Annotated in this window: 11 protein-coding genes and 2 pseudogenes; 9 read left to right on the forward strand and 4 right to left on the reverse strand. The window is 64.8% G+C overall.

From position 1 onward, the window contains the following. The first annotated feature begins 648 nt into the window (after positions 1 to 648). Together HRU71_13570 and HRU71_13575 are read left to right on the forward strand one after the other, a co-directional pair. Positions 649 to 2163 (forward strand): annotated as a pseudogene (locus tag HRU71_13570) (Rne/Rng family ribonuclease). Between the two features lie 313 nt (positions 2164 to 2476). Beyond that, positions 2477 to 2977 (forward strand): hypothetical protein, encoded by a 501-nt coding sequence (locus tag HRU71_13575; protein ID QOJ04456.1) that lies wholly within the window; start codon positions 2477 to 2479, stop codon positions 2975 to 2977. Positions 2978 to 2987: 10 nt separating this feature from the next. Here HRU71_13575 and HRU71_13580 read toward each other — a convergent pair whose 3' ends face one another. Both HRU71_13580 and HRU71_13585 read right to left on the reverse strand, forming a co-directional pair. Continuing rightward, on the reverse strand, positions 2988 to 4442 hold the full coding sequence (locus HRU71_13580) for a 3-deoxy-D-manno-octulosonic acid transferase (GenBank protein ID QOJ04457.1): 1455 nt from the start codon (positions 4440 to 4442) through the stop codon (positions 2988 to 2990). Beyond that, positions 4421 to 4519: pseudogene (locus tag HRU71_13585) on the reverse strand (SEC-C domain-containing protein). The gene HRU71_13580 and the pseudogene HRU71_13585 overlap by 22 nt, the downstream one beginning before the upstream one ends. A gap of 315 nt (positions 4520 to 4834) precedes the next feature. Between HRU71_13585 and HRU71_13590 the strand changes: the two are divergent. Beyond that, positions 4835 to 6145, forward strand: coding sequence for a SpoIIE family protein phosphatase (locus HRU71_13590; protein ID QOJ04458.1), 1311 nt, complete (start codon positions 4835 to 4837; stop codon positions 6143 to 6145). Positions 6146 to 6222: 77 nt separating this feature from the next. On the opposite strand, the gene HRU71_13595 is transcribed toward HRU71_13590, so the two are convergent. Continuing rightward, positions 6223 to 7008, reverse strand: coding sequence for a hypothetical protein (locus tag HRU71_13595; protein ID QOJ04459.1), 786 nt, complete (start codon positions 7006 to 7008; stop codon positions 6223 to 6225). 408 nt (positions 7009 to 7416) lie between these two features. On the opposite strand from HRU71_13595, the gene HRU71_13600 reads away from it, so the two are divergent. Both HRU71_13600 and HRU71_13605 read left to right on the forward strand, forming a co-directional pair. Next, a complete protein-coding gene (locus HRU71_13600; GenBank protein ID QOJ04460.1) occupies positions 7417 to 8607 on the forward strand; it encodes a glycosyltransferase in 1191 nt (396 codons plus the stop codon). A gap of 12 nt (positions 8608 to 8619) precedes the next feature. Next, complete coding sequence (locus tag HRU71_13605; protein QOJ04461.1) at positions 8620 to 9801, forward strand: glycosyltransferase; 1182 nt, start codon at positions 8620 to 8622, stop codon at positions 9799 to 9801. On the opposite strand, the gene HRU71_13610 is transcribed toward HRU71_13605, so the two are convergent. Beyond that, entirely contained in the window at positions 9767 to 10096 is a 330-nt protein-coding gene (locus tag HRU71_13610) for a YlbF family regulator (protein ID QOJ04462.1), read from the reverse strand. The genes HRU71_13605 and HRU71_13610 overlap by 35 nt on opposite strands. Positions 10097 to 10176: 80 nt before the next feature. Here HRU71_13610 and HRU71_13615 point away from each other — a divergent pair, with 80 nt between their 5' ends. The 4 genes from HRU71_13615 (at position 10177) to HRU71_13630 (ending at position 21497) form a co-directional block, all read left to right on the forward strand. After that, positions 10177 to 12594: a VacB/RNase II family 3'-5' exoribonuclease gene (locus HRU71_13615; protein QOJ04463.1), complete on the forward strand. Its 2418-nt coding sequence runs from the start codon at positions 10177 to 10179 to the stop codon at positions 12592 to 12594. Positions 12595 to 12796: 202 nt separating this feature from the next. Beyond that, positions 12797 to 13855, forward strand: a complete 1059-nt coding sequence (locus tag HRU71_13620; GenBank protein QOJ04464.1) for a hypothetical protein — start codon at positions 12797 to 12799, stop codon at positions 13853 to 13855. A gap of 205 nt (positions 13856 to 14060) precedes the next feature. Continuing rightward, a complete protein-coding gene (locus tag HRU71_13625) occupies positions 14061 to 15995 on the forward strand; it encodes a tetratricopeptide repeat protein (GenBank protein QOJ04465.1) in 1935 nt (644 codons plus the stop codon). Positions 15996 to 16163: 168 nt separating this feature from the next. Further along, positions 16164 to 21497 carry a S8 family serine peptidase gene (locus HRU71_13630; protein ID QOJ04466.1) on the forward strand — a complete coding sequence of 1778 codons (5334 nt, stop codon included), beginning with the start codon at positions 16164 to 16166 and terminating at the stop codon, positions 21495 to 21497. The last annotated feature ends 26 nt before the right edge of the window (positions 21498 to 21523 follow it).

Here is a 21523-nt window from a genome sequence, read left to right on the forward strand (position 1 = left end):
GCATCGCATGCGTCATCCGACGGGTTGCCGGAAGCGCGCGCGGCAAGGCCCGCAGCCGGTCCCGGTTCGCGAGCGCCGACGCCGGGGTTTCGGACCGATCCGGGTTTTGCCATCGGATTTGACGACGAGCTGGTGTCCGAGGCGGTGGCGGAATCTGTTCCGGACGACCGGTGGGAAGCGGTCGGGACACCCGACGCCGTTGAGCCATTTGAAGCGCGTGATGCCGAGGGCGAAACGAGTGCGTTCACGGCGAGCCGTTCGCAGGATGAGGACGGCGAGGCGCGCCGGGGACGAAGACGGCGTGGCCGGCGTGGGGGGCGAGGTCGTCGCCGCGGGCGGGATCGCGAATCCGAGGATGCCGTTGGCGACGAGCCAAGTACGCGGGATGCAGAACGGGAGTCACCGACCGAGTCAGCGTCGCCGCGCGCGGAAGAGGACGCGGATCAGGAGGTCGTCACAGAAGAGGATGAGATCGCCGACGAAGACACGCTGCGCGCCATGGCGGGTCCGGTGGCGTTGCCGGGTGTGACGCGCGAAACGGATGTGGACGAGAAGGCGCCTCCCCGGCGTCGCGGACGCAGGCCGGTGTACGAAGACGAGGTGGAAGTTCCACCGGCGGAGACGGACGAACTGCCCGCCAATCGGGAGATGCTGATCAACGGCAGCGATCCTGACGAATGTCGCATCGCGATCCTGCGCGATGGCCGGCTCGACGAACTCTACATCGAGCGAGCCACGCAGGTCAGCAACGTGATGAACATCTACAAAGGCCGCGTCACCAACGTGGAGCCGTCGATCCAGGCGGCGTTCATCGATTTCGGCCTCCCGACGCACGGATTTCTGCATATCAGCGATCTGCACCCGCGGTATTTCCCGGAGAGCAAGGGCGAGCCGGAACTGGTCGGCCGCAAGACGCCGCGCCGCGCCCGCCCGCCGATTCAGAACTGTCTGCGTCGCGGCCAGGAAGTCATCGTGCAGGTCATCAAAGAAGGCATCGGGACGAAGGGGCCGACGCTCTCGACGTACATTTCGCTGCCCGGCCGCTTCCTTGTGATGATGCCGGGGATGGACCAGCACGGCGTTTCGCGCAAAGTGGAGGATCCTGAAGCCCGGCGCAAGACGCGCGAAGTGCTGAACCAACTGACGCTTCCGAAGGACATGGGGTTCATCGTTCGCACGGCAGGCGTCGGTCGGTCGCAGCGTGATTTGCAGCGTGATTTGAATTATCTGGTGCGTTTGTGGAATCAAGTGGCCCAGCGAACGCGCGACGAGCCGGCCCCGGCCGAGCTTTACAAAGAAAGCGACCTGGTGATCCGCACAATTCGCGACGTGTACGACTCGAGTTTGAAGCGGATCATCGTGGACAATCCGCACGTGGCCGAGCGCGTGCGCGAGTTTCTCGCAATCGCCAGTCCGCAGGCCGAGGACGCCGTGACGGTGTACGACGGCGCCGAGCCGGTGTTTCACCGTTTTGGCATCGAAGCGGAGATCGACAAGCTGCATTCGCGCGTGGTGCCGTTGCCTTGCGGCGGGTCGCTGGTCATCGAATCCACCGAAGCACTGGTCGCGATCGACGTGAACTCCGGGCGGTTCCGGGTTCACGAGAACGCCGAAGAGACCGCCTATCGCGTGAACCTGGAGGCGGCGGACGAGATCGCGCGGCAATTGCGATTGCGTGATCTGGGCGGCCTGATCATCTGCGATTTCATCGACATGATGCAGGACAAGCACCGCCGGGCGGTCGAGCGGCGTCTGGCGGAGGCGCTGCGCAGCCACAAGGAGCGCGCCAAGCTGCTTCGCATCTCGCGATTCGGAATTCTGGAGATGACACGCCAGCGGCAGCGGCCGTCCTTCGCGAAGAACACCTTCGCCGAATGCCCGCGATGCGGCGGGAGCGGTCGCGTGAAGACGACCGAATCGGTCTGCCTGGACGTGATGCGACAGATCCGCATGGCCAGTCAGCGCGAAGGCGTCGCCAGCATTGATGTGAGTGTGAGCCTGCCCGTGGCGACGGAGCTGCTGAACCGCAAACGGCACGCGCTGACGGATTTGGAGCGCGCCGGCGGCCTGGCGATTCGGATTCACGCCGAGACCGGATTCGCAGTGGATGAAGTGCGCCTCGCATGCGTCGATCGTCGTGGACGCGAGGTACCGACCGGTGCCGGCGCGGCGCCGGCGACCCTGCGCCCGGTGGCGCAGCCAACGCTTGCGTCACGGCCGGCGGTTCCGGCAGGACCGGGCGATCGTGCGGGCGGATCGCGCGGGCGGCGGGGCAGTCGCGGCGGGCGTGGTCGGCGCGGGCGCGGCGGGCAAAAACCCGCTAACGCGGACGCGGTTGGCGGGTCTTCTGATGCGAGTCATTCAGAAGGTGAAGGCGCCGCGCAGCCAGCCTCAACGAGTCGGGGAACGCGCGAGCGGTCGACGGGCCGAAAGAGCGGGCCGCCGCGTAGCCGATAAGAGAAGATACCCAGCTAGGATGATGATGAAGGATAATCGAAACACAGGTCACGGCGCGCGGCACGCGGGCCGTCAGGCGACTCATTTTGGTCGCGCTGCGCTGTTGTTGCTGCCTGCGGTTTATTGTCTGACCGGTTGCGGTCCGACGTGGCTGATCGAGCCGCGCGCGGCCGAGCGGATCGCGCAGGATGAGAACAAGCCGCTTCTGATCTATTTCAAGGCGTGGGATTCCTCGCAGCATCGCAACATGGTGCTCGAGGTCTTCAACAACCCGGCGGTCAAATCCGAGTTGCTCGACACGGTGAATCTCGAACTGGAGTTCGCGTTCTTCCCGGAATACTGCAAGCGATACAACGTACAGAGGCCGCAGGTGTGCGTCATGTGTACGCCGGATGGTCGCCGCGTGGATACGCCTTTTTACGTGAATCCTGTTCCCGCGCCGGAGCATTTCCTGACGTGGCTGAAACGCGTGAAGGAAGAGGCCAAGCCCTCGTCCGCCAGCAGCTCACCGGCGAAATGATGCAAGGGTCCTATTGGCGCGCGGGCGCCGATTGCGTTTCGTGGATTGACGACGGCAGGTTTGAGAGGGACTCGTCAAGCGTCCGAGCGAGGAGGTCCACGGTTCTCCGGGTTGCTCCGGTGTTTCGCCGCACGACCTCCTGCGCGCGGCGACCCATCGCGCGGGCCGTTTCCGGCGCGGCGAGGAGCTTCGTCAGCACTGCGGACAGGCTTGCTGCGGCGGCCGCATGATCGGCTGCCGGTGGCGTGATCTGCACGGCGGCTTCGTCGGCAAGCAATTGGCCCGCCGCGTCGGCGAAGTTGTCGACAAACGGGCCGAAACACATCGGCTTGCCCAGACCGGCCACTTCCATCAGATCCGACCCGCCCAGCGGCACGAGCGAACGCCCTACGAAGACAATTGTAGCTAATGCATAGAACTTGCGCAGCTCGCCCATGGTGTCGCCGAGGTAGACGCGCGGCGCGGTATCGGTGGCCGAGTGAGATTCGCCGTCGCGGCACTGGCTGCGGCGCACGCACGCGAAGCCGCGCGATGCGATCAACCGAGCGACTTCATCAAACCGTTCCGGTTTCCGCGGGATGATCGCCAGTTGCAGCGCGGGGCGCTGCGCGGCGAGCGATTCAAACGCATCGAGCACGATCGCCTCTTCATCCGGACCGGTCGAACCGGCGACGATGAATGGTACCGCCCGGTCGATTCCCATCGCGGCGGCCAGCTCTGCATCGCCCGCCACCGAATCACCGATCACGGCCGTGTCGTACTTCATGCTTCCGATGGTGTGAACGCGGTCGGCGGGCACGCCCAGCTCGCGGAAACGCGCCGCGTAGGTTTCATCCTGCGCGGCAACGAAAGCGATCTGTGAGAACATCCTCCGCGCCACGCGGCGTACGACGGGGATTCGAAAGCGCCGCATCGATTTCTCCGCCGTGATACGGCCGTTCGCCACGCAAACGGGGACTCCGATCGACGCCGCGAGGTCGATTAAGTTCGGCCAGACTTCCAGTTCCATCAACACGATTGCGGCAGGGCGAACGCGCGCCAGGGTGCGCCGCACCGCGAACGAGAAATCCAGCGGATAGCGAAAGACGAGTTTGTCGGGATAGAGACGCTGCGCGGCCGCGAAGCCGGTGTCGGTCGTGGCCGACATGGCGACGACGCAGGCGGGAAAGCGTGATTCGATCTCGGTGACGAGGGCGCGCGTCGCGTTGACTTCGCCGAGGGACACCGCGTGGACCCAGATGCAGCGCGATCGCCCGACGCGCCAGGGGACGCCGCCCAGGCGCTGTCCCCAGCCGCGACGATTTTTGCCGAGGGCGATCATCTGGTATAGCAGAAAGGGCAGGTAGAGCGCGGCGGCCAGTAAATAGACAAGATTAAGAATTGCCGCGCGCAGCGTCAGCGGCGGGCGCGCTGCTCGCTCGCCCCGCGCCAGCAGGCCCGCGGTCAGTCCTTCTTCAGGCAGCACTGCTTGTATTTCTTGCCGCTCCCGCAGGGGCAGGGGTCGTTGCGGCCCGGCTCGGCCTTCGAGTTCTTGATGGGTTCGACCGGCGGCGGCAGCGGCGGTTCGTCCTCGCCGGGCAGACCCTTGCGCGCCTGCTCCCTGGCCTCGCGCTGGCGCTCGTAGTGTCGACTGAAGCGATCGTCTTTGCTCACGGCGGACGCCCTTTCGTTGTGAAATTCCGCGTGTAGCTTAACGCCGAGCCGTTGGCCGACAAGCGCGAAGTCGATCGGCCTCCTTCACCCATTCGGAATCCGACCGAACGCCGCTACACTCTGGAGCCGCGCCCTTTTTCAACCGGGAGTCGGTCCAGATGGCGACTCGTTTATCAGCGGCGCAGGAAAGAGGCCTGTTTCCGGATGCAGCAAGTTGATCTGACCCGACGCAAGCGCGTACCGGTCCTGCTCGAGATGGTGCGCTCGATCAAAGACGCGCGCGATCCGCGCGCCGTCATGGAGTTGTTCATCCGCGTCGTGCAGCAGGCGTTTGAACCGGCCTGCTACCTCGCGCTGTCCACGACCGGGCTGGACACCGGCGCTTACCGCATCGCCCGGTGGCGCACGGCCGACGGCATCGAGCATGTTCCGCCGGCCGACCTCGGCCACGCGGCGCTCGCGCAACCGGTGCGTCGCGGCGGCCTGCTCGCTGGGTTGACGGCGAGCGATTCACCGACGCTGTTGCATGACCTTTCGGCGCCGAATGATCCTGTGTTCGGCGATCGGTTGGCGGGGTATCGGTGCGTGGCGGCCGTACCGGTTTTCGAGGCCGATGATTCGCTCGACTGGGTCGTGCTGTTTCACGCATCGCCGCGCGGATTCAACGAGGATGACGTCGAAGCGCTGATGGCGCTGGCAAATCTGACCAGCATGGCGGTGAACTTCGCGCACCTGCATCAGCGCGCCGAACAGGCGTCGCGGCGCGTTCACCGCGAGGTGGACATGATCGCCGAAATTCAGAAAGTGCTGCTGCCGGGGAAGCCGCCGACCGTGCCGGGATTGAAGCTGGCGACGAGCTACAAGTCGTTCGACCGGGCCGGCGGGGATTACTTCGACGTGTTTGAACTGCAGCGTCTGCCGGGAGCGAGCCGGGATGATCCGCGCTGGCTCATTCTCATTGCCGATTCGGCCGGACACGGACCGGCCGCGGCGGTGATGATGACCGTGATCAACGCGGTCCTGTTCACGTATCCGCATGCGCCGGCGTCGCCCGGCGCGCTGCTGTCCTATCAGAATCACCATCTTCACGAGCGGCATCAGGCGGCGTCGATGGTGACGGGGATCCTCGGATTCTACGAGCCGGCAACGGGGCGGCTGGTCTATGCCAACGCGGGGCACCATCCGCCGTTGATCCGCCGGCCGGGTCCGCCGGTGCGCGTGGAAGAAGTCCCGCTGGGGTCAGGCCTGCCGCTGGGCATTCTGCCGAGTCACGACGCGAAGGATGCCGCGTTGACGTTGCAAGCGGGCGAGACGCTGCTGCTTTACACCGACGGGGTGCCCGATGAGCGCGACGAAGCCGATGAGCCGTTCGGCCTGGAGCGGATGCGTGCGGTGCTGGCGTCGACGGGCGAGCCGCAGGAGGTGGTGGATCGGTTGAACGCCGAATTGGTTCGCCACCAGGGGACGACCATGCCGGAAGATGATCAAACCATGGTGGTGGTGAGGCGGGAATGAGGCGCGGGTGGCAGAGATCGCGGTCCGGGCATCGCGTCGGGTACGTAACATGATGCAGCGGCCAGCAAGTTCGCCGGCTACGTTTTTCGCTCGCGAAGCATCGTCCACGCATCGCCCGCGTACATGCGTTCGAAAGGGATTGCGGCACGCAGCTCTTCTTCGCGCCACGGATCGGGTGTCAGCGTCCAATTCAGTGCATTCGCGAATCGCGGGATCAACCGCTCGACTGCTTCGTCAAATGTCTGTATGCCGCCAATTGATTGCCACGTCGCGACCGGTTGCTCGGTGAATCGACTGGCCAGCATGATGGATCCGTGTTGCAGAATGGCCGTGCGCGTGCGGCGCTGCGCCGAGCCGGCGAGCTTGGCGAATCCGCCGTGAGCCGCGGCATCGGGTACGACCACGTCGAGTGCGTGCCGCCGCGCAAAGCAGAAAAAGGGCCCGCGCTGCGACGAGCGGTCGCACGAATCACCGCCTTCACTGCATCCGTAGCGTCGCGCCGTGGTCCCGACTGCGGCGATGATGGCCTGATGGGCCAGCTCGTAGAGTAGATTGGGGCGGCCGTCCACGAGCGGGTGGTCGATGGGCAGGACGATGGAGTAGGTGATTTCGAGGTCGTGAAGGATCGCGCCGCCGCCAGTGGTCCGCCGAACGACGGGCAATTCGCGGATCGCGGGCGGTTGCAAACGCAACTCGTCGATCGCCTGGAAGTAACCGAGCGAGATCGTCGCGGGCGACCAGGCATAAAAGCGCAGCGTGGGGCGGATGGTCGGCCCGGTGCAGGCGGCAAGCAACGCTTCGTCGCGCGCCATGTTGGCCGGGCCGGTCAGCGGCGGATCAATCAGAACTCGTGCAGCCGTCATGGATGGAATCGTAGATGACCTGCGCGGGATGGGCGAATACGCAAAGTGACCGGGCGGCATGGCTGCGGCTATTGGAGGCCGTGCTCGCGCCGGGCCATGCATCACGGTTGCCACGGTTCGCGCGGGCGCACGGCCAGCAGTGCGGCAACCAGCAGCATGGTGATCGTGACCGGCAATAGCAGAAACACCGCCAGGGCCGCCGAAAAGGCAGCGCCGCCCTTGGTCCACTCGGACATGTTCTCTCCTCCTGCGTGGAGGATGAGCAATTGCCATGCCGAGCCGCGACTTGGGTTCGCGTCCGGAAAGACCGATGATGGGAAAGGGCTTGGCGGCTTTGGCCTGATCCGAACTGGTTGTGAAGCAACATCGCGTTGCGAGAAAGCAACGCGGCCCGACCGGCATTATAAAATGACAATCGTCTCTACCACGCTGTGTTATCCGACGCCGACCTCGCCGACGCAGGGCGTGTTCGTCGCACAGCGACTGCGAGCTGTACACGCACAAATGCCGGTGAAGGTCGTCGCGCCGCAGCCGTACTTCGGAATCGGGCCGGTCGGCTGGCCGCCGGGGAGCCTCGCACCGGACATGGATCCCCTCGCGATTCCGCCGGTCTGGCGGCCGCGGATGTGGTATCTCCCGCGCGTGGCGAAGACGTTTGATGCCTGGTTCTATTGCCGCGCGTTGCTGTCGGGCATTCGTTCCGCGATGGGCAACGAGCGTCCGTCGCTGATCGACGCGCATTTTGAATGGCCCGACGGCGTGGGGGCGTACCTCGCGGCCAAGGCGCTGCGCGTGCCGTTCGTGCTGACGCTTCGCGGCAAACTGGTGAGTCGTTCCCAGGTTGCATCCATGCGTTGGCGCATGGCGGCGGCGATCGCGGGCGCCGATGCGGTCATCAGCGTGTCCCGCGCGTTGGCCGATCTGGCGTGCGAGCTGGTCGGTCGCCAGCTCGATATTCGTGTGATTCCCAACGGCGTGGATGGAAGCGTGTTCGCTCCGCGCGATCGCGTCGCAGCGCGGGCGGTGCTGGGGCTGGAGGCCGACGCGAAGTACGTCGTGAGCGTGGGGCACATGCAGGAGTTGAAGGGCTTCGCGCGGCTCGTGGAGATCTGGCCCGTCGTGCGGCAGCGCGGCGGCGACGTGCGGTTGATCTTGATCGGCGGCAGCGTGCAGGAGCCGGGCTATGAGCGTAGGTTGCGCCGGCGGATCGCGGAGATGAGATTGAGTGACGCCGTGTCCGTCGCCGGGCGACAGCCGCCGCAGCGCGTGGCGGAGTATCTGAACGCGGCGGACCTGTTCGCGCTCTGGACGCGGTCCGAGGGCTGGTGCAACGCACTCACCGAATCGCTGGCTTGCGGGTGCCCGGTCGTGGCGAGTGCGGTGGGGGGAAACGGCGAGATCGTCTCGCAGGATTCGCTCGGCCGGCTCGTACCGTTCGACGACCGCGGCGGCTGGGTGGAGGCGATCCTCGCGGCCCTGAAGCGGCCATGGGACCGCGATCAGATCGCCCGGCGTGGGTCGCTGCGAGCCTGGCAACAGGTCGGGGCCGAATGCGTCGATGTATTTCGAGAGGTTCTGAATCGACGCGGGGGAGCGTAGGCGGACGGCGGCTTGATCGAGCATCGCAACATCGTTTGCATCGCCAGCAACTGGTACTACGATCCGACCAGCAAGCATCACGTCATGCGCGAACTGTCGCGCCGCAATCACGTTGTGTGGGTGAACTATCACGGTTCGCGGCGGCCGAGCGCGACCGGCGCCGATCTGCGCGCAGCGGCGGGCAAGCTGCGGCAGTTCATCGAAGGCCCGCGGCGCGTGAGCGAGTCGATGACGGTGCTGACGCCGCTGGTGGCGCCGTGGCCGGGTCATCGCGCGGCGGCGGCGCTGAATCGGCGATTGGTCGTGCGGCAGATTCGCCGCGTTCTGGCAGGGTTGCCGCGGCGGCCGGTGCAGGTGTGGAGCTTCGCGCCGGACGTGGATTTCCTGTGCGGGCAATTTGAAGAAGAGTCTGTTGTCTATTATTGCGTCGATGCGTTCAACGAGTTCGCCGGGTACGATCGCCGGGCCATGCTGGAGGCCGAGGCGCGGCTGGCGGCGCGGGCCGACCTCGTCGTGACCTCCTCGCGGCGATTGTTCGAGGACAAGCAGGGATTGGCGGCGCGGACGATCTACGTGCCGCACGGCGTCGACGCGGCGCACTTCGCGCAGGCCGAGCACGCGACGCCGCCGGACGACGTGAGGCATCTGCCGCGGCCGATCCTGGGCTTCTGGGGGATGGTCGAAGACTGGATCGATGTCGGGCTGCTGGCGAAGGCGGCGCGGGCCTGGCCGCGGGCGTCGTTCGCATTGATCGGCGAAGTTAAGACGGATGTCGATAACCTGCGGGCCTGCCCCAATGTGCACCTGCTCGGTCGCCGGCCGTATTCGCAACTCCCCGGCTACGCAGCCGCGTTCGACGCCGCACTGCTGCCGTTCCGCATCAACGACCTGACGCGCGCAGTGAACCCGATCAAGTTGCGCGAGTACCTCGCCGCCGGGCTGCCGGTCGTGAGCACGGCGTTGCCGGAAGTGGAACCGTATCGACCGGACGTGTACATTGCGAGGTCATATGATACATTCGTAAATATGTGCGAGTCCGCGCTCGCGGCGGATTCACCTGCCGCCCGGGCCGCACGCCGCGCGGCGATGCAGCACGAGACCTGGCCCGCGAAAGTGAGGCAGATCGGCGACGCGCTGGCCGATATTGCACGCCCGCCGGTTACTGCTGGACCGCCTCGTCGATGGCTTGATTGATCCGATGCATCATCTCCAGGTAGTCGGCCTGGTGTTTCATCATCGCCTTGAGCTTTTCGTTGCCGGCCAGCGCCGCCTCGCGCTGCGCGAGGGCACGCTTGTCATCCACTTCAATCGGCTTGCCGGAGGCTTCCAGTTGCTGAACGCGATGAACGGCCTGCTGATACTCGGTCAGGATCGACTGTGCGTCTTTGTCTTCGGCGACGGCACGGGCAGCCGCGAGAAACGCGCGGGTGCGTTCGTGCGCGGCGATTTTCTTGCCTAATTCGCGGGCGTGGGTGATGATGTCGTCCATGGGGTCCTTTCCGGGCCGAGGTCGGTTTGTTCCGCCCGGTATCTCAAGCGCAAGTTCGCCAACCTGCAAGCGAGTTCCGAATGGGTAAGCGGTTTTCCGAACGAATCCTCGAATTCATCCGGCGGCCGGGCTATACACCGCTCAAGGCGCGCAAACTTGCCATCGAAATGGGAATCGCCGAGTCGGAATACGGCGACTTTCACGACGCCGTTGACTCGCTGCGCCGCGTCGGCCGCGTCGTCCTCGGGAGCGGCAACGCCGTCACGCTGCCGCACCCGCCCAGCACGATGATCGGCACGTTTCGCGGCAACCCGCGCGGCTTTGGTTTTGTCGTGCCCGAAAGCCCCGCCGAGCATGGCGATCTGTACATCGCGCCGGAAGACACGGCCGACGCCGTGACCGGTGACAAGGTCCGCTGTCAGGTCATGCGTCGCGGCCATCGTGACGGCAAGCAGATGCTCGCGGGCCGCATCGTGGAGATCGTCCAGCGCGGGGAGAGCAAGTACGTCGGTCAGTTGCGTCGCGATGGCGGCATCTGGTATGTCCGGCCCGACGGCAACACGCTGCATGTGCCGATCCTGGTGAGCGATGTCGGCGCGAAGGGCGCGAAGGAGGGCGATCAGGTCGTCGTCGAGATCGTGCGTTACCCCAGCGAGGGCAGACCAGCCAAAGGCGTCATCGTGGAGCGGATCGGGGCGCGCGGTCAGGCCGGCGTCGATCTGGCGAGCATCATTCGCCAACACAACCTGCCCGAGGAATTCAGCGCCGAGGTGATGGCCGAGGCGCGCGGCGTGGCGAAAGCGTTCGACGTGCAGGCGCTGGGCGGACCGCGCGAGGACCTGACCGGCCGAACAATTATCACGATCGACCCCGACGACGCGAAGGATTACGACGACGCGATCTCGCTGGAGCGGCTGGATGGTGGCGGCAACGCCAAGGGAGGCGGCCGGCGCACGGGTCAGGCGAGCGTGGAGCGATCCGGCGGATCACGAAAAAGCGGAACCAACCCCGAAGGCGCCGCGTGGGAGCTTGGCGTGCACATCGCCGACGTGAGCACGTTCGTGCGCGAGGGCGGCGCGATCGACACGGCGGCGCGGGAGCGTGGTACGAGCGTCTATTTTCCAGGTTACGTCATCCCGATGCTGCCGGAGCTGCTGTCCAACGGGTTGTGCAGCCTGCAAGAAGGCGAGGATCGCCTGTGCAAATCCGCGTTCATCCGCTACGACGCGGCCGGTCGCGTGGTGGGCACGCGCTTCGCCAACACCCTTATCCGCTCGACGAAGCGCCTGACCTACACGCAGGCGCAGGCGATCATCGACGGCGACGCGAGCGATTGTCCCGCTCCGGTCCTGCGATTGCTGAAAGACATGGACACGCTGGCGAAGGTCATCCGCCGGCGCCGCCTGAATGACGGTATGGTGACACTTGATTTGCCCGAAGTGCGCCTCGTGCTCGATGACGAGGGGCGCGTGATCGACGCGAAACCCGAGGACGACAGCTTCACGCACACGATCATCGAGATGTTCATGGTCGAGGCCAACGAGGCCGTGGCGCGGGTGCTGGAGCGGATCGGCGTGCCGTTCATTCGGCGGATTCACCCCGAGCCCAGCCCCGAGTCCCTGGAGGCGATGGGGCGGTTCATGCGCGCCGCGGGGTTTGCGGTGCCCAAGCGCATCACGCCCGGCGACTTGCAGGCGCTGCTCGCGCCGTTGAAGGGCAAGCCCGAGGCCTATGCGATCAATCTGATTGTGCTCAAGTCGATGCAGACGGCCGAATACTCGCCGAAGCAGGTCGGGCACTTCGCGCTGGCCAGCAAGGGCTACGCGCACTTCACCAGTCCGATTCGCCGTTACGCCGACCTGATGATTCATCGACTGGTGCAGCAGCACCTGGACGGCCGCTTGAAAAAATTCGTCGAAGGAATGGAAGGTGTGCCGTCCTACGAGGAACTGGTGGAAATCGGCAACCGGCTGTCGTATCTGTCGCGTCGGGCGGAGGACGCGGAAGAAGAACTGAAAACGGTCAAGGTGCTGGAGCTGTTGTCGGATCAGGTCGGCGAGGAGTTTGACGGCGTGATCAACGGCGTCACGAACTTCGGATTGTTTGTTCAGCACCCGACGTACTTAATAGACGGATTGCTAAGAATGGAAGACCTCGGCGACGACTGGTGGGAGGCCAACGTGGCGATGGGCACGGTCGTCGGCGAGCGCTCTCGCCGGCGGTTCACGCTCGGATCGCTCGTGCGCGTGGCGATTGCCGAGGTGGATGTCTCGGCGCGGCAGATGCGCCTGGTACTCCGATCCGGATCGGCGGCCCGCAGCGGGCGGACTTTGAAGGAAGTTCCTCATTCCGAACGCCGAGGCGGGAGCGGCGGCTTCGGGAAGCCCAAAGCGAACGCGACGAAGGGATTCGGAAAGAATCGCACGAGCCAGGGCCGTGGAAAATCCGCCCGGAGCAGCAACGGAAATCGCGGTAAGTCGCGTCGTCGCAAGAGGTAATGGCGGTTCGTGCGAGCACGAATCGGCTTTGGGCTTCACGTTGCGAAGGATTTCAAGACTCCCAGAGTCAATATCCATGCGGCTTGGCCGTTTGGCGAGTAGTTTCGCGTCGGTTGCATGGGCAAAGTGAAGCACCGGGCGGCGGGCGCGTAGAATCCTGTTGCGAGCAAATGGGGCGGTCTTCGCAGGAGTGCAGTTCAGCATGAAGAACATGATGAAGCAAGTGATGGTCATTCTGGCTTTTTGTGGGTCGCCGGTTTGGGGACAAAGCGAGCAACCGGACTCGGCGGGGAACGACGAATCGACGCGCCCGTCGCGAGATCGATTGCGCGAGAATCGGCGTGAGCGCGGACCACGCGAGGACCGCGCGAACCGGCCGCGTCGCGACGGCGAGCGGCGGGGCAACTGGGAACGGTTCCAGAACGCAACGCCGCAGGAGCGACAGCAGTTGCGGCTGGATCAGATGGTTCAGCAGGCGGCGCGCTTGTACGATCTCGACGACGCGCAGAAGGAAGTCGTTCGAAGCCAGATTGAGATGATGCAGGCGGAGCGTCGCGCGAAGATGGGCCCCGAGGCCGAGGAGTACGATCAGCTTCGCGCGAAGATGTTCGATCACTGGCGGCTGGCACGGGAGAACGCCGGCGACCGGGCGCGAGATCCGAAGTATTGGGAGGAAGTTCGCCTCGATCCAAAGATGCAGGAGATCCGAAAGCGCGTTCGCGAGTTGGAATCCAAATACCCGTTCAATTTTGACGAGCAGTTGAAGCGAATCGAGACCCTGCTGCCCGCCGATCAGGTCGCCAAGGGGCGCGAGCGGTGGGCCGCACGCGAGCGCCGGGGTGACGAAGGCGGGCGCGACCTGCGACGCCGAACCGAACGCGAGCGGCGATCGCGCGGCGATCAAGTTGCGCGAGGCGACAACGCACCGGCAACCGTCGCGCCGGGCAATCCGCTTCCGCCACCCAAGGTCGCCCCACCCCCTCATCCGTGGGAAGTCCACACGCGACGATTCATTGAGCAGCATCAATTGACCGAAGCGCAATCCGCGGCGGCGATGGGCGTCTTGAAGGACATGCGCCAGCGGGCCGAACAGATCGAGCAGCTTACGGCGTCTCGCGTGGCGGCCGTGGCCGATGCCGCCGGCAAGAAGAAGCTCGAAGAGGAGTCGAAGCAACAAGTCGAATCGCTGTACGGGGAATTGAAACAGCGGCTGGAATCGCTCCTGACGGCCGCCCAGCGCAGCGCCGGCGCGAAGCCGTAGAGCCGGCGGGGCGGATCGGCTAAAACGCTCCTCCATGTCGCGCAGACACGCAACAGGACGGGGCCGATCAGGCAAATCGGGCGCAGCGCCTCATGCCAGTCACGGTGATCGACGAACGCCGTCGCCGCGTGAAATCCTCCGGACCGGGCAGGCGGTTCCCCCGGGCACCTGGTCCTGCCTGGTGTTGATTGCTATTGCCACAATCGTGGCATACTCCAACAGTCTGTCCGGGCAATTCATCGTAGATGACGCGTTGAGCATTGTTCAGAATCGGGCGATTCGCGCGCTCTGGCCGCTGACCGATTACCTCGCCTCGTCGCGCCCGCTCGTGGATTATTCGCTGGGGATCAACTACGCGCTGCACGGGCTGGAGCGGGAAGGCTATCACGTCGTCAATCTGGCGATTCACCTCCTCGCGGCGTGGACCTTGTTTGCACTGGTGCGTTGCACGCAGGCGATTCACGCACGCCGGAAGATCGGCGCGGACGAACCGGCCGGTGAGGTGTCGGATGCCGTTTTGGCGCGCACGCCCGTCGCGCCGGCGCTGATCGTGGCGCTGCTCTGGGCCGTGCATCCGCTTCAGACGCAAGCCGTGACGTACATCATCCAGCGAAGTGAATCGCTGATGGGGCTGTGCTATCTGCTTGTGCTGTACTGCGTCGCGCGGAGTGCGTCGGCCCCCCGCGCGGGGTGGTGGATGGCCGGTGCGATCGCGGCCTGCGCGGCGGGCATGGCGAGCAAGGCCGTGATGGTGACCGCCCCGATCGTGGCGATGCTTTACGACCGCGTGTTCCTCGCGTCGAGCTTCCGCGATCTGTTGCGCCGCCGGTGGGCGTTGTACGTCGGTCTGGTGGCGACGTGGGGCGTGCTGGCCGGTTTTGGCGTGGTCGGCGGCATCTTCGCGCGCGAGCAGGAAGATCCGATCACGGTGGGGTTCGGCACGCCCGGGCTGACGGCGTGGGAATACCTGCGCACGCAACCCGAGATTCTGATTCATTACCTGCGGCTCGCCCTGGTCCCGGTGGGGCAATGCATCGACTACGGCTGGCCCGTGGCCGTGGTCGGCCCGCGCATGTTTCTTAGTGGTGCCGTGGTGACGGGGCTGCTGATAGCGAGCTTGTGGGCGATGAAGCATCGCCCGTGGGTGGGTTTCGTCGGCCTCGCATATTTTCTGATTCTCGCGCCGACGTCGAGCTTCGTTCCGATTCGCGATCTGGCGTTCGAACACCGCATGTACCTGCCGCTCGCCTGCGTGATCGTGCTGGTGGTATACGGCATCGAGGCGTTGCTTCGTCGCGCGATGGCGTCGGTCGTCCCGCGGCGAATACTGGGCGGAGCGGCGGTCGTGGGCGCGGTGTCGTTGCTGACCGTGCTCACCCTCCGTCGCAATGCGCTGTACAGCGACGTCATCGCGTTGTGGCGGGACAACATCGCGCGAACACCGCATCACCCGAGGCCGCACAATGCCTTGGGCTTCGCGCTGTTGCGGGCCGATCGACTGCCCGAGGCGATCGCGGAGCTGAACGAGGCGATCCGTCTGGATCCGTCGTATGCGGGTGCGTGGGCGAATCTGGGTGTGGCGACCTTGAAGCAGGGCGACGCGCGATCGGCGGCGGAGCAGATGGAGAAAGCGCTGGCGTTGAGTCCCTATGAGTTCGACGCGGAATTATACTATTATCTAGGTTCTGCCCGGTTTGAGCTGGGGCAGTACGAAGCGGCGCGGGAACGGTTTGGTCAGGCGTTGCAGATGCGGCCGGTCTACCCGGAGGCGATGTGCAGCCTGGGCAATTCACTTCGTTCCCTTGGGCGATTGTCCGAGGCGGAGGCAGCGCTGCGCGCCGCGCTTCGGGACGCTCCGAATTACGCGGTTGCCTGGGCGAATCTGGGAATCGTTTTGTCTGAAACCGGCCGATCCGATGAGGCGGTGGGTGCTTACGAACAGGCGCTGAAATGTCAGGCCGGCAGTGAGGCGGATTCAGGGTTTACCGCCGAGCTTTATGTTCGGCTGGGTCGGTTGCTTCAGCAAATGGGCCGGTTTGAGGCGGCGCGTGAGAGTTTCGCCGCGGCGTTAAGAATCGCGCCGGATCTTCCCGAGGCCCGAGAAGGACTGGGCCGTGAGGGGCCTGATCCCGCCCCCTAAAAAAAACATTCAGAGATGGTGGGAATTGCTTTTGTTTTGAAGCATAACCCTGTAAGATATCTTTAACGTTAACAGGACCATTCGCCACCGGATGGCCGGAGTGAGGGAAGGTTCTTGTTTCATTTTTCAGTCAATGGTGCCTTGCCGTCTGACCAGAGGATCACACGCATGTCATTTGCACGACGCTTTCTTTTTTCTGTTTGTCTAATTTCAATCGTCGGCTGGGGCCGGGTCCAGGCGGCGGAGCCGGTGATTCGCTGGCGGACGGGGACGCAGACGCTGCCGCGGCAGAGCGTCGAGCAGGTGAAGGCGAAGCTGCTGGAGCTGGCAGGCGTGTCGGCGACGGAAGGCATGCAGAGCGCCGGCGCGGTTAAGGCGGGCGAGGGGTCCGGTCAGGCGGGCGCGGGTTCATCGCAGGCGGGCGCGGCGGCGCAAGCGAACGCGGCGGGTTCGGCGCACGTGATCGTGCAGTTCGAGACCCCGGTGACGCGCGCGATGCGCGAGCAGTTGACGGCCGGGGGCCTGACGTTGCAGAGTTACCTCGGCGACAATGCGTACTTCGCGCACGTGGATGGCTCGAAGCTGAATGCCGAGTTGGCGGCACAGGTACCGGGTTTTTCGCGCGTTGCGCCGATCCATCTTGAAGCCAAGCTGCATCCCGATCTGGCGGCCGGGGAGATCGTGCCGTGGTCGGTCGTGCCGCGGGACGGCGTGGTGAAGCTGAAGGGCGAAGGGGACGAGTCCCCGGCCCTGGGCGATGCCGGCAAGCTGTGGGCGGCGACGGAAGACGACCTGAAGGATCCGTTCGTGGCGGCGTACGTGATCTTCCATCCCGACGTGTCGCTGGAAGACGGCGTGGCGAAGATCCACGAGCTGGATGGCCGCGTGATGTCGTACCTGTACACGATCAACGGCCTGGTGGTGGAGCTGCCGTACGCGAATCTGAAGGTTCTGGGTCTGGAGGATTCGGTGCAGTGGATCGAGCCGCCGCTTCCGCCGATGGGCGAGTTGAACGCGGAGAACCGCGTGCGGACGGGAGCGAACATCGTTCAGGCCGCGCCGTACAACCTGACCGGGGCGGGGGTGAAGGTGATGGTGTATGACGGGGGGAAGATTCGGACGACGCACCAGGACTTCCAGGGTCGGGGGGTGATCGGGGCGAGCGAGCCGGCTTGCAGCACGGTGAGCGACCACGCGACGCACGTGTCCGGGACGATCGGCGGGGCGGGGGTGGCGAACGCGAACAACAAGGGCATGGCACCGGGGGTGGACATCGTCAGCTACGGATTCCAGCAGAGCGCGACGGGCACGACCTGCCCGAGCTTGTCCGCGGGGTTCCTTTACACCGATCCGGGTGACGCGCTGGTGGACTACACCAACGCGTTCAACGTGGCCGGTGCGGTCATCTCGAACAATTCGATCGGCACGAACACCGCGCCCAACGGCTTCAACTGCGCCTGGGAAGGCGACTACGGCGCGATGGACATCCTGATCGACTCGATGGTCCGCGGCAGCCTGGGCCAGCCGATCCGCGTGGTCTGGGCCAACGGCAACGAGCGAAGCAGCGGGCGCTGCGGCACGACGTACCGCACGACGGCCCCGCCGGCCTGCGCCAAGAATCACATTACGGTCGGCGCGCTGAACTCGAACGATGACAGCGTGACGAGCTTCACAAGCTGGGGTCCGGCCGACGACGATCGGATGAAGCCGGACCTGTCGGCGCCGGGGTGCCAGGTCGGCGGGGATGCCGGGGTGACCTCGTGCGGCAGTGCCAGCGACACGGCCTACACGAGCAAGTGCGGCACGTCGATGGCCTCGCCGACGGTCTGCGGTCTGTCGGCCCTGCTGTTGCAGGACTACCGGGCACAGTTCCCGGGGAATCCCGATTTCCGCAACTCGACGCTGAAGATCCTGCTGGCTCATACGGCCGTGGATCTGTTCAATCCGGGTCCGGACTATCAGACGGGTTACGGATCGGTTCGGATTCAGCCGGCGGTGGACTTCATGCGGACGGGGAATTTTTTGGAGAACACGGTCAGCGGGACGGGCGAGACGTTCCAGGCGGTGGTGATCGTCAGTCCGCTGGACACGCAGTTGAAGGTGACGCTGGCGTGGGACGACGTTCCGGGCACGGCGAACACGATCCCCGAGCTGGTGAACGATCTGGACCTGCGGGTGTTCGATGCGAGCAACACGCAGTACTACCCGTGGACCCTGGGCGGCATCGCGAACCCTGCGGCGCCGGCGGTTCGGACGCAGCGCAACAGCGTGGACAATATTGAACAGGTGGTGATTGATGCTCCGGCGCCGGGGGCGTACCGGGTGGAGGTACACGGGTTCAATGTGCCGCAGGGTCCGCAGCCGTTTTCGCTGTGCGCCTCGCCGCTGCTGGTGAACTGCTCGAGCCAGGGGACGATGTCGCTGGATCGGACGAAGTACGCGTGTGCCAGCACGGCGACGCTGCGGGTGGTGGACTGCGATCTGAACACCGACGACGGTTCGGTGCAGACGGTGAATGTGAGCATCGCCTCGACGACCGAACCGGGCGGCGAGACGGTGACGCTGACCGAGACGGCCGCCGAATCGGCGACGTTCGTGGGCAGCATCAACCTCGCGACGAGCGACTCGGCCGGCGTGCTGCACATAGCGAACGGCGATACGGTGACGGCGACTTACGTCGACGCCGACGACGGCAACGGCGGTTTCAACGTCAACGTGACCGCCAACGCGACGGTGGACTGCGATAGCCCGATCATCTCCAACGTCGCGGTTTCCAACATCGAGCCGCGCAACGCGACGATCACGTTTACCACAAACGAGCCGTGCCGGGCGACGGTGAATTATGGCACGAGCTGCGGCAGCCTGACCGGATCGGCCAGCTCGCAGACCTACAACACGAGCCATACGTTTGACTTGTCGAATCTGACGATCGCGACGACGTACTTTTTCTCCGTCAGCGTTGAAGATCAGGCGGCCAACACCGCCACGGACGACAACGGCGGGTCGTGCCACACGTTCACGACTGAAGATCTGCCGGAGCTTTACACCGAACAGTTCACGGGCGGCGCCGATTCGTTTGATCTCGACAACAGCGCCTACCTGTTCCAGCCGGACGGTTCGATTGACTTCTACTCGGTCTGCCGGGCCTCTCCGGTGAACGCGCTGCCGACCGATCCGGCCGGCGGCACGGTCGTGACATTGGCCAACAATGCCTCGACGCCGATTGTCCTGGGGCCGGGTCACAACGTGCTGCTCTATGGTGTGTCGTACGGAACGGTGCATATCGGAAGCAACGGTTACCTCACTTTCACCGCGGGCGACACGGACAGCACCGAGACGCTTGCGGACCACTTCGACACGCCGCGCGTGTCGGGCCTCTTCGACGATCTGAACCCGGCTTTGGCCGGCGCGCAAATCAGCTACAAGGAACTGGCGGATCGGTTCGTCGTGACGTATCTGAACGTGCCGAAGGCCTCGACGACGAACACGAACACGTTCCAGATCGAGATGTACTACGACGGCCGGATTCAGATCGCGTACCTCGGCGTGGATGTTCTGGACGCCATCGTCGGTTTGTCGGGCGGCGGGAACCTCTCGCCGGACTTCTTCGAGAGCGATTTCTCGTCGTTTGGAAATTGCGGTCCGCGTCCGCCGTCGGCGGCCGGTTTGACCGTTGAAGTGCCGATGGACAGGCAGGTGCCGATCAACCTGATCGCCGGGGACGACGGCATTCCCAATCCGCAGCTGGAATACATCATCACGTCGCTCCCGACGTATGAGCTGCGCGACGCGGGGAACAACCAGGTCATTGCGTCGGTTCCGTATACACTGGTCGCCAACGGCAACCAGGTGCTGTACCAGCCAACGGGCGGCTACATAGGCTCGGATTCGTTCACCTTCAAGGCGAACGATGGTGGAACGGCTCCGGACGGCGGTGATTCGAACGTCGCCACGGTGACGCTCAACGTCCTGCCGGTGCTGACCATTCCGTTCAGCGACGAATTCCCGACGACGACGTTCGATTCGCAGAAATGGTACACCGTGTCGAACGCCACAATCGACAGCACGACGCCGATCAATCCGCCCAGCCCGCCGTACGCGGCGCGGTTCAACGGCGATCCGGCCGGGACGGACTCGATTGTCACTCACTTGTTCGACCTGTCGGGCGGCGACCCGGTCCGGCTGACTTACTCCTGGCAGGTACGCGGCAATGGTGAGACGCCGGACACCGGCGACGACCTGTTCATAGAGTACCGTGATTCGGGCGGCAACTGGCAGATCCTCCAGCAGCACCTTGGTTCGCTGCCGGATATGACGACGTTCAACACGACGACCATGCTGCTCCCGCCGGGCGCGCTGCACAGTTCGTTCCGGCTACGGATTCGCAACATCGGAACGGCCGGTAATTTCGACGATTGGCTTGTGGATGACGTGCGGCTTGTTCCGGAGAATGCACCGGTAGCGGTTAGTACGGTTCATACAACCGGTTCCAACACGCCGATTACGATTGGTCTCGTGGCCAGTGATCCGAACATGGACCCGCTGACGTACACGATTCAATCGCTGCCGAGCATTGGCACGCTGCGTGACCCGGTCACGGGCACCATTGCTTCGGCGCCGCATACGCTGTCCGGCAGCTCGGTCGAGTTCCTGCCTGGGCCGGGTGTCTTCTCGGGCAACACCAGTTTCACGTTCAACGTGACCGACGGGCAGCACACGTCGAACACCGCGACCGTGAGCATCACCATCGGCGGCCCGCAACCAGTGCATGTCTTCAATCTGGACACCGATCCGGGCTGGATCGGCGATGCCGGGCCGGGCGGCAGCGGGCCAAACGGCAATGGCTGGGCCTGGGGCGTGCCGAACAACAGCGGCGGAAGCTGTGGTACCGGTCGCGCGAATCCGACCAGCGGGTTCACCGGATCGAACGTGTACGGCTACAACCTGATCGGCTGCTACACGAACAACCTGACGCCGACGCGCTGGTTGACGACCACGGCGATTGATTGTTCCAACATCACTCAAGTGCAGCTGCGGTTCAAGCGATGGCTGGGCATCGAATCGGCGACGTTCGACAAGGCTTACATCGAGGTCTCGACGAACGGAACCACCTGGACGCCCGTCTGGACGCACTCGGGCGGGTCCTTCACCGAGCAGGCGTGGACGTCGCAGAGTTACGATGTGCCGGCGGCTGACAATCAGCCGACTGTATACATTCGATGGGGCATGGGCGTGACCGATTCGTCGGTCACGTACCAGGGCTGGAACATCGACGACGTCGAGATCTGGGGCGACGTTCCGTCCGCCTGCACCAACGTGCTGCGGGGCGACGTGAACAACGACGGCCAGATCAACGGCGGTGACGTGGCCCTGTTCACCCAGGCCTATCTCGACGAGAACTCGGTCACACCCGCGCAGAAGTGCGCGGCCGATACCGTTGTCAACGATGCAATCGATGACGCCGACGTGGCCAAGCTCGTCGAGTGGATGCTGGCTCCGTAAATCCGGCAGCGGCTGAAGTTCATTGC

The sequence above is a fragment of the Planctomycetia bacterium genome (genome assembly GCA_015200345.1).
GTDB lineage: Bacteria > Planctomycetota > Phycisphaerae > UBA1845 > UTPLA1 > PLA3.

Coding starts and splice junctions, on each gene's coding strand:
- HRU71_13620 (QOJ04464.1), top strand. CDS start 12,797: ATGAAGAACATGATGAAGCAAGTGATGGTCATTCTGGCTTTTTGTGGG.
- HRU71_13590 (QOJ04458.1), top strand. CDS start 4,835: ATGCAGCAAGTTGATCTGACCCGACGCAAGCGCGTACCGGTCCTGCTC.
- HRU71_13575 (QOJ04456.1), top strand. CDS start 2,477: ATGATGATGAAGGATAATCGAAACACAGGTCACGGCGCGCGGCACGCG.
- HRU71_13595 (QOJ04459.1), bottom strand. CDS start 7,008: ATGACGGCTGCACGAGTTCTGATTGATCCGCCGCTGACCGGCCCGGCC.
- HRU71_13630 (QOJ04466.1), top strand. CDS start 16,164: ATGTCATTTGCACGACGCTTTCTTTTTTCTGTTTGTCTAATTTCAATC.
- HRU71_13615 (QOJ04463.1), top strand. CDS start 10,177: ATGGGTAAGCGGTTTTCCGAACGAATCCTCGAATTCATCCGGCGGCCG.
- HRU71_13600 (QOJ04460.1), top strand. CDS start 7,417: ATGACAATCGTCTCTACCACGCTGTGTTATCCGACGCCGACCTCGCCG.
- HRU71_13610 (QOJ04462.1), bottom strand. CDS start 10,096: ATGGACGACATCATCACCCACGCCCGCGAATTAGGCAAGAAAATCGCC.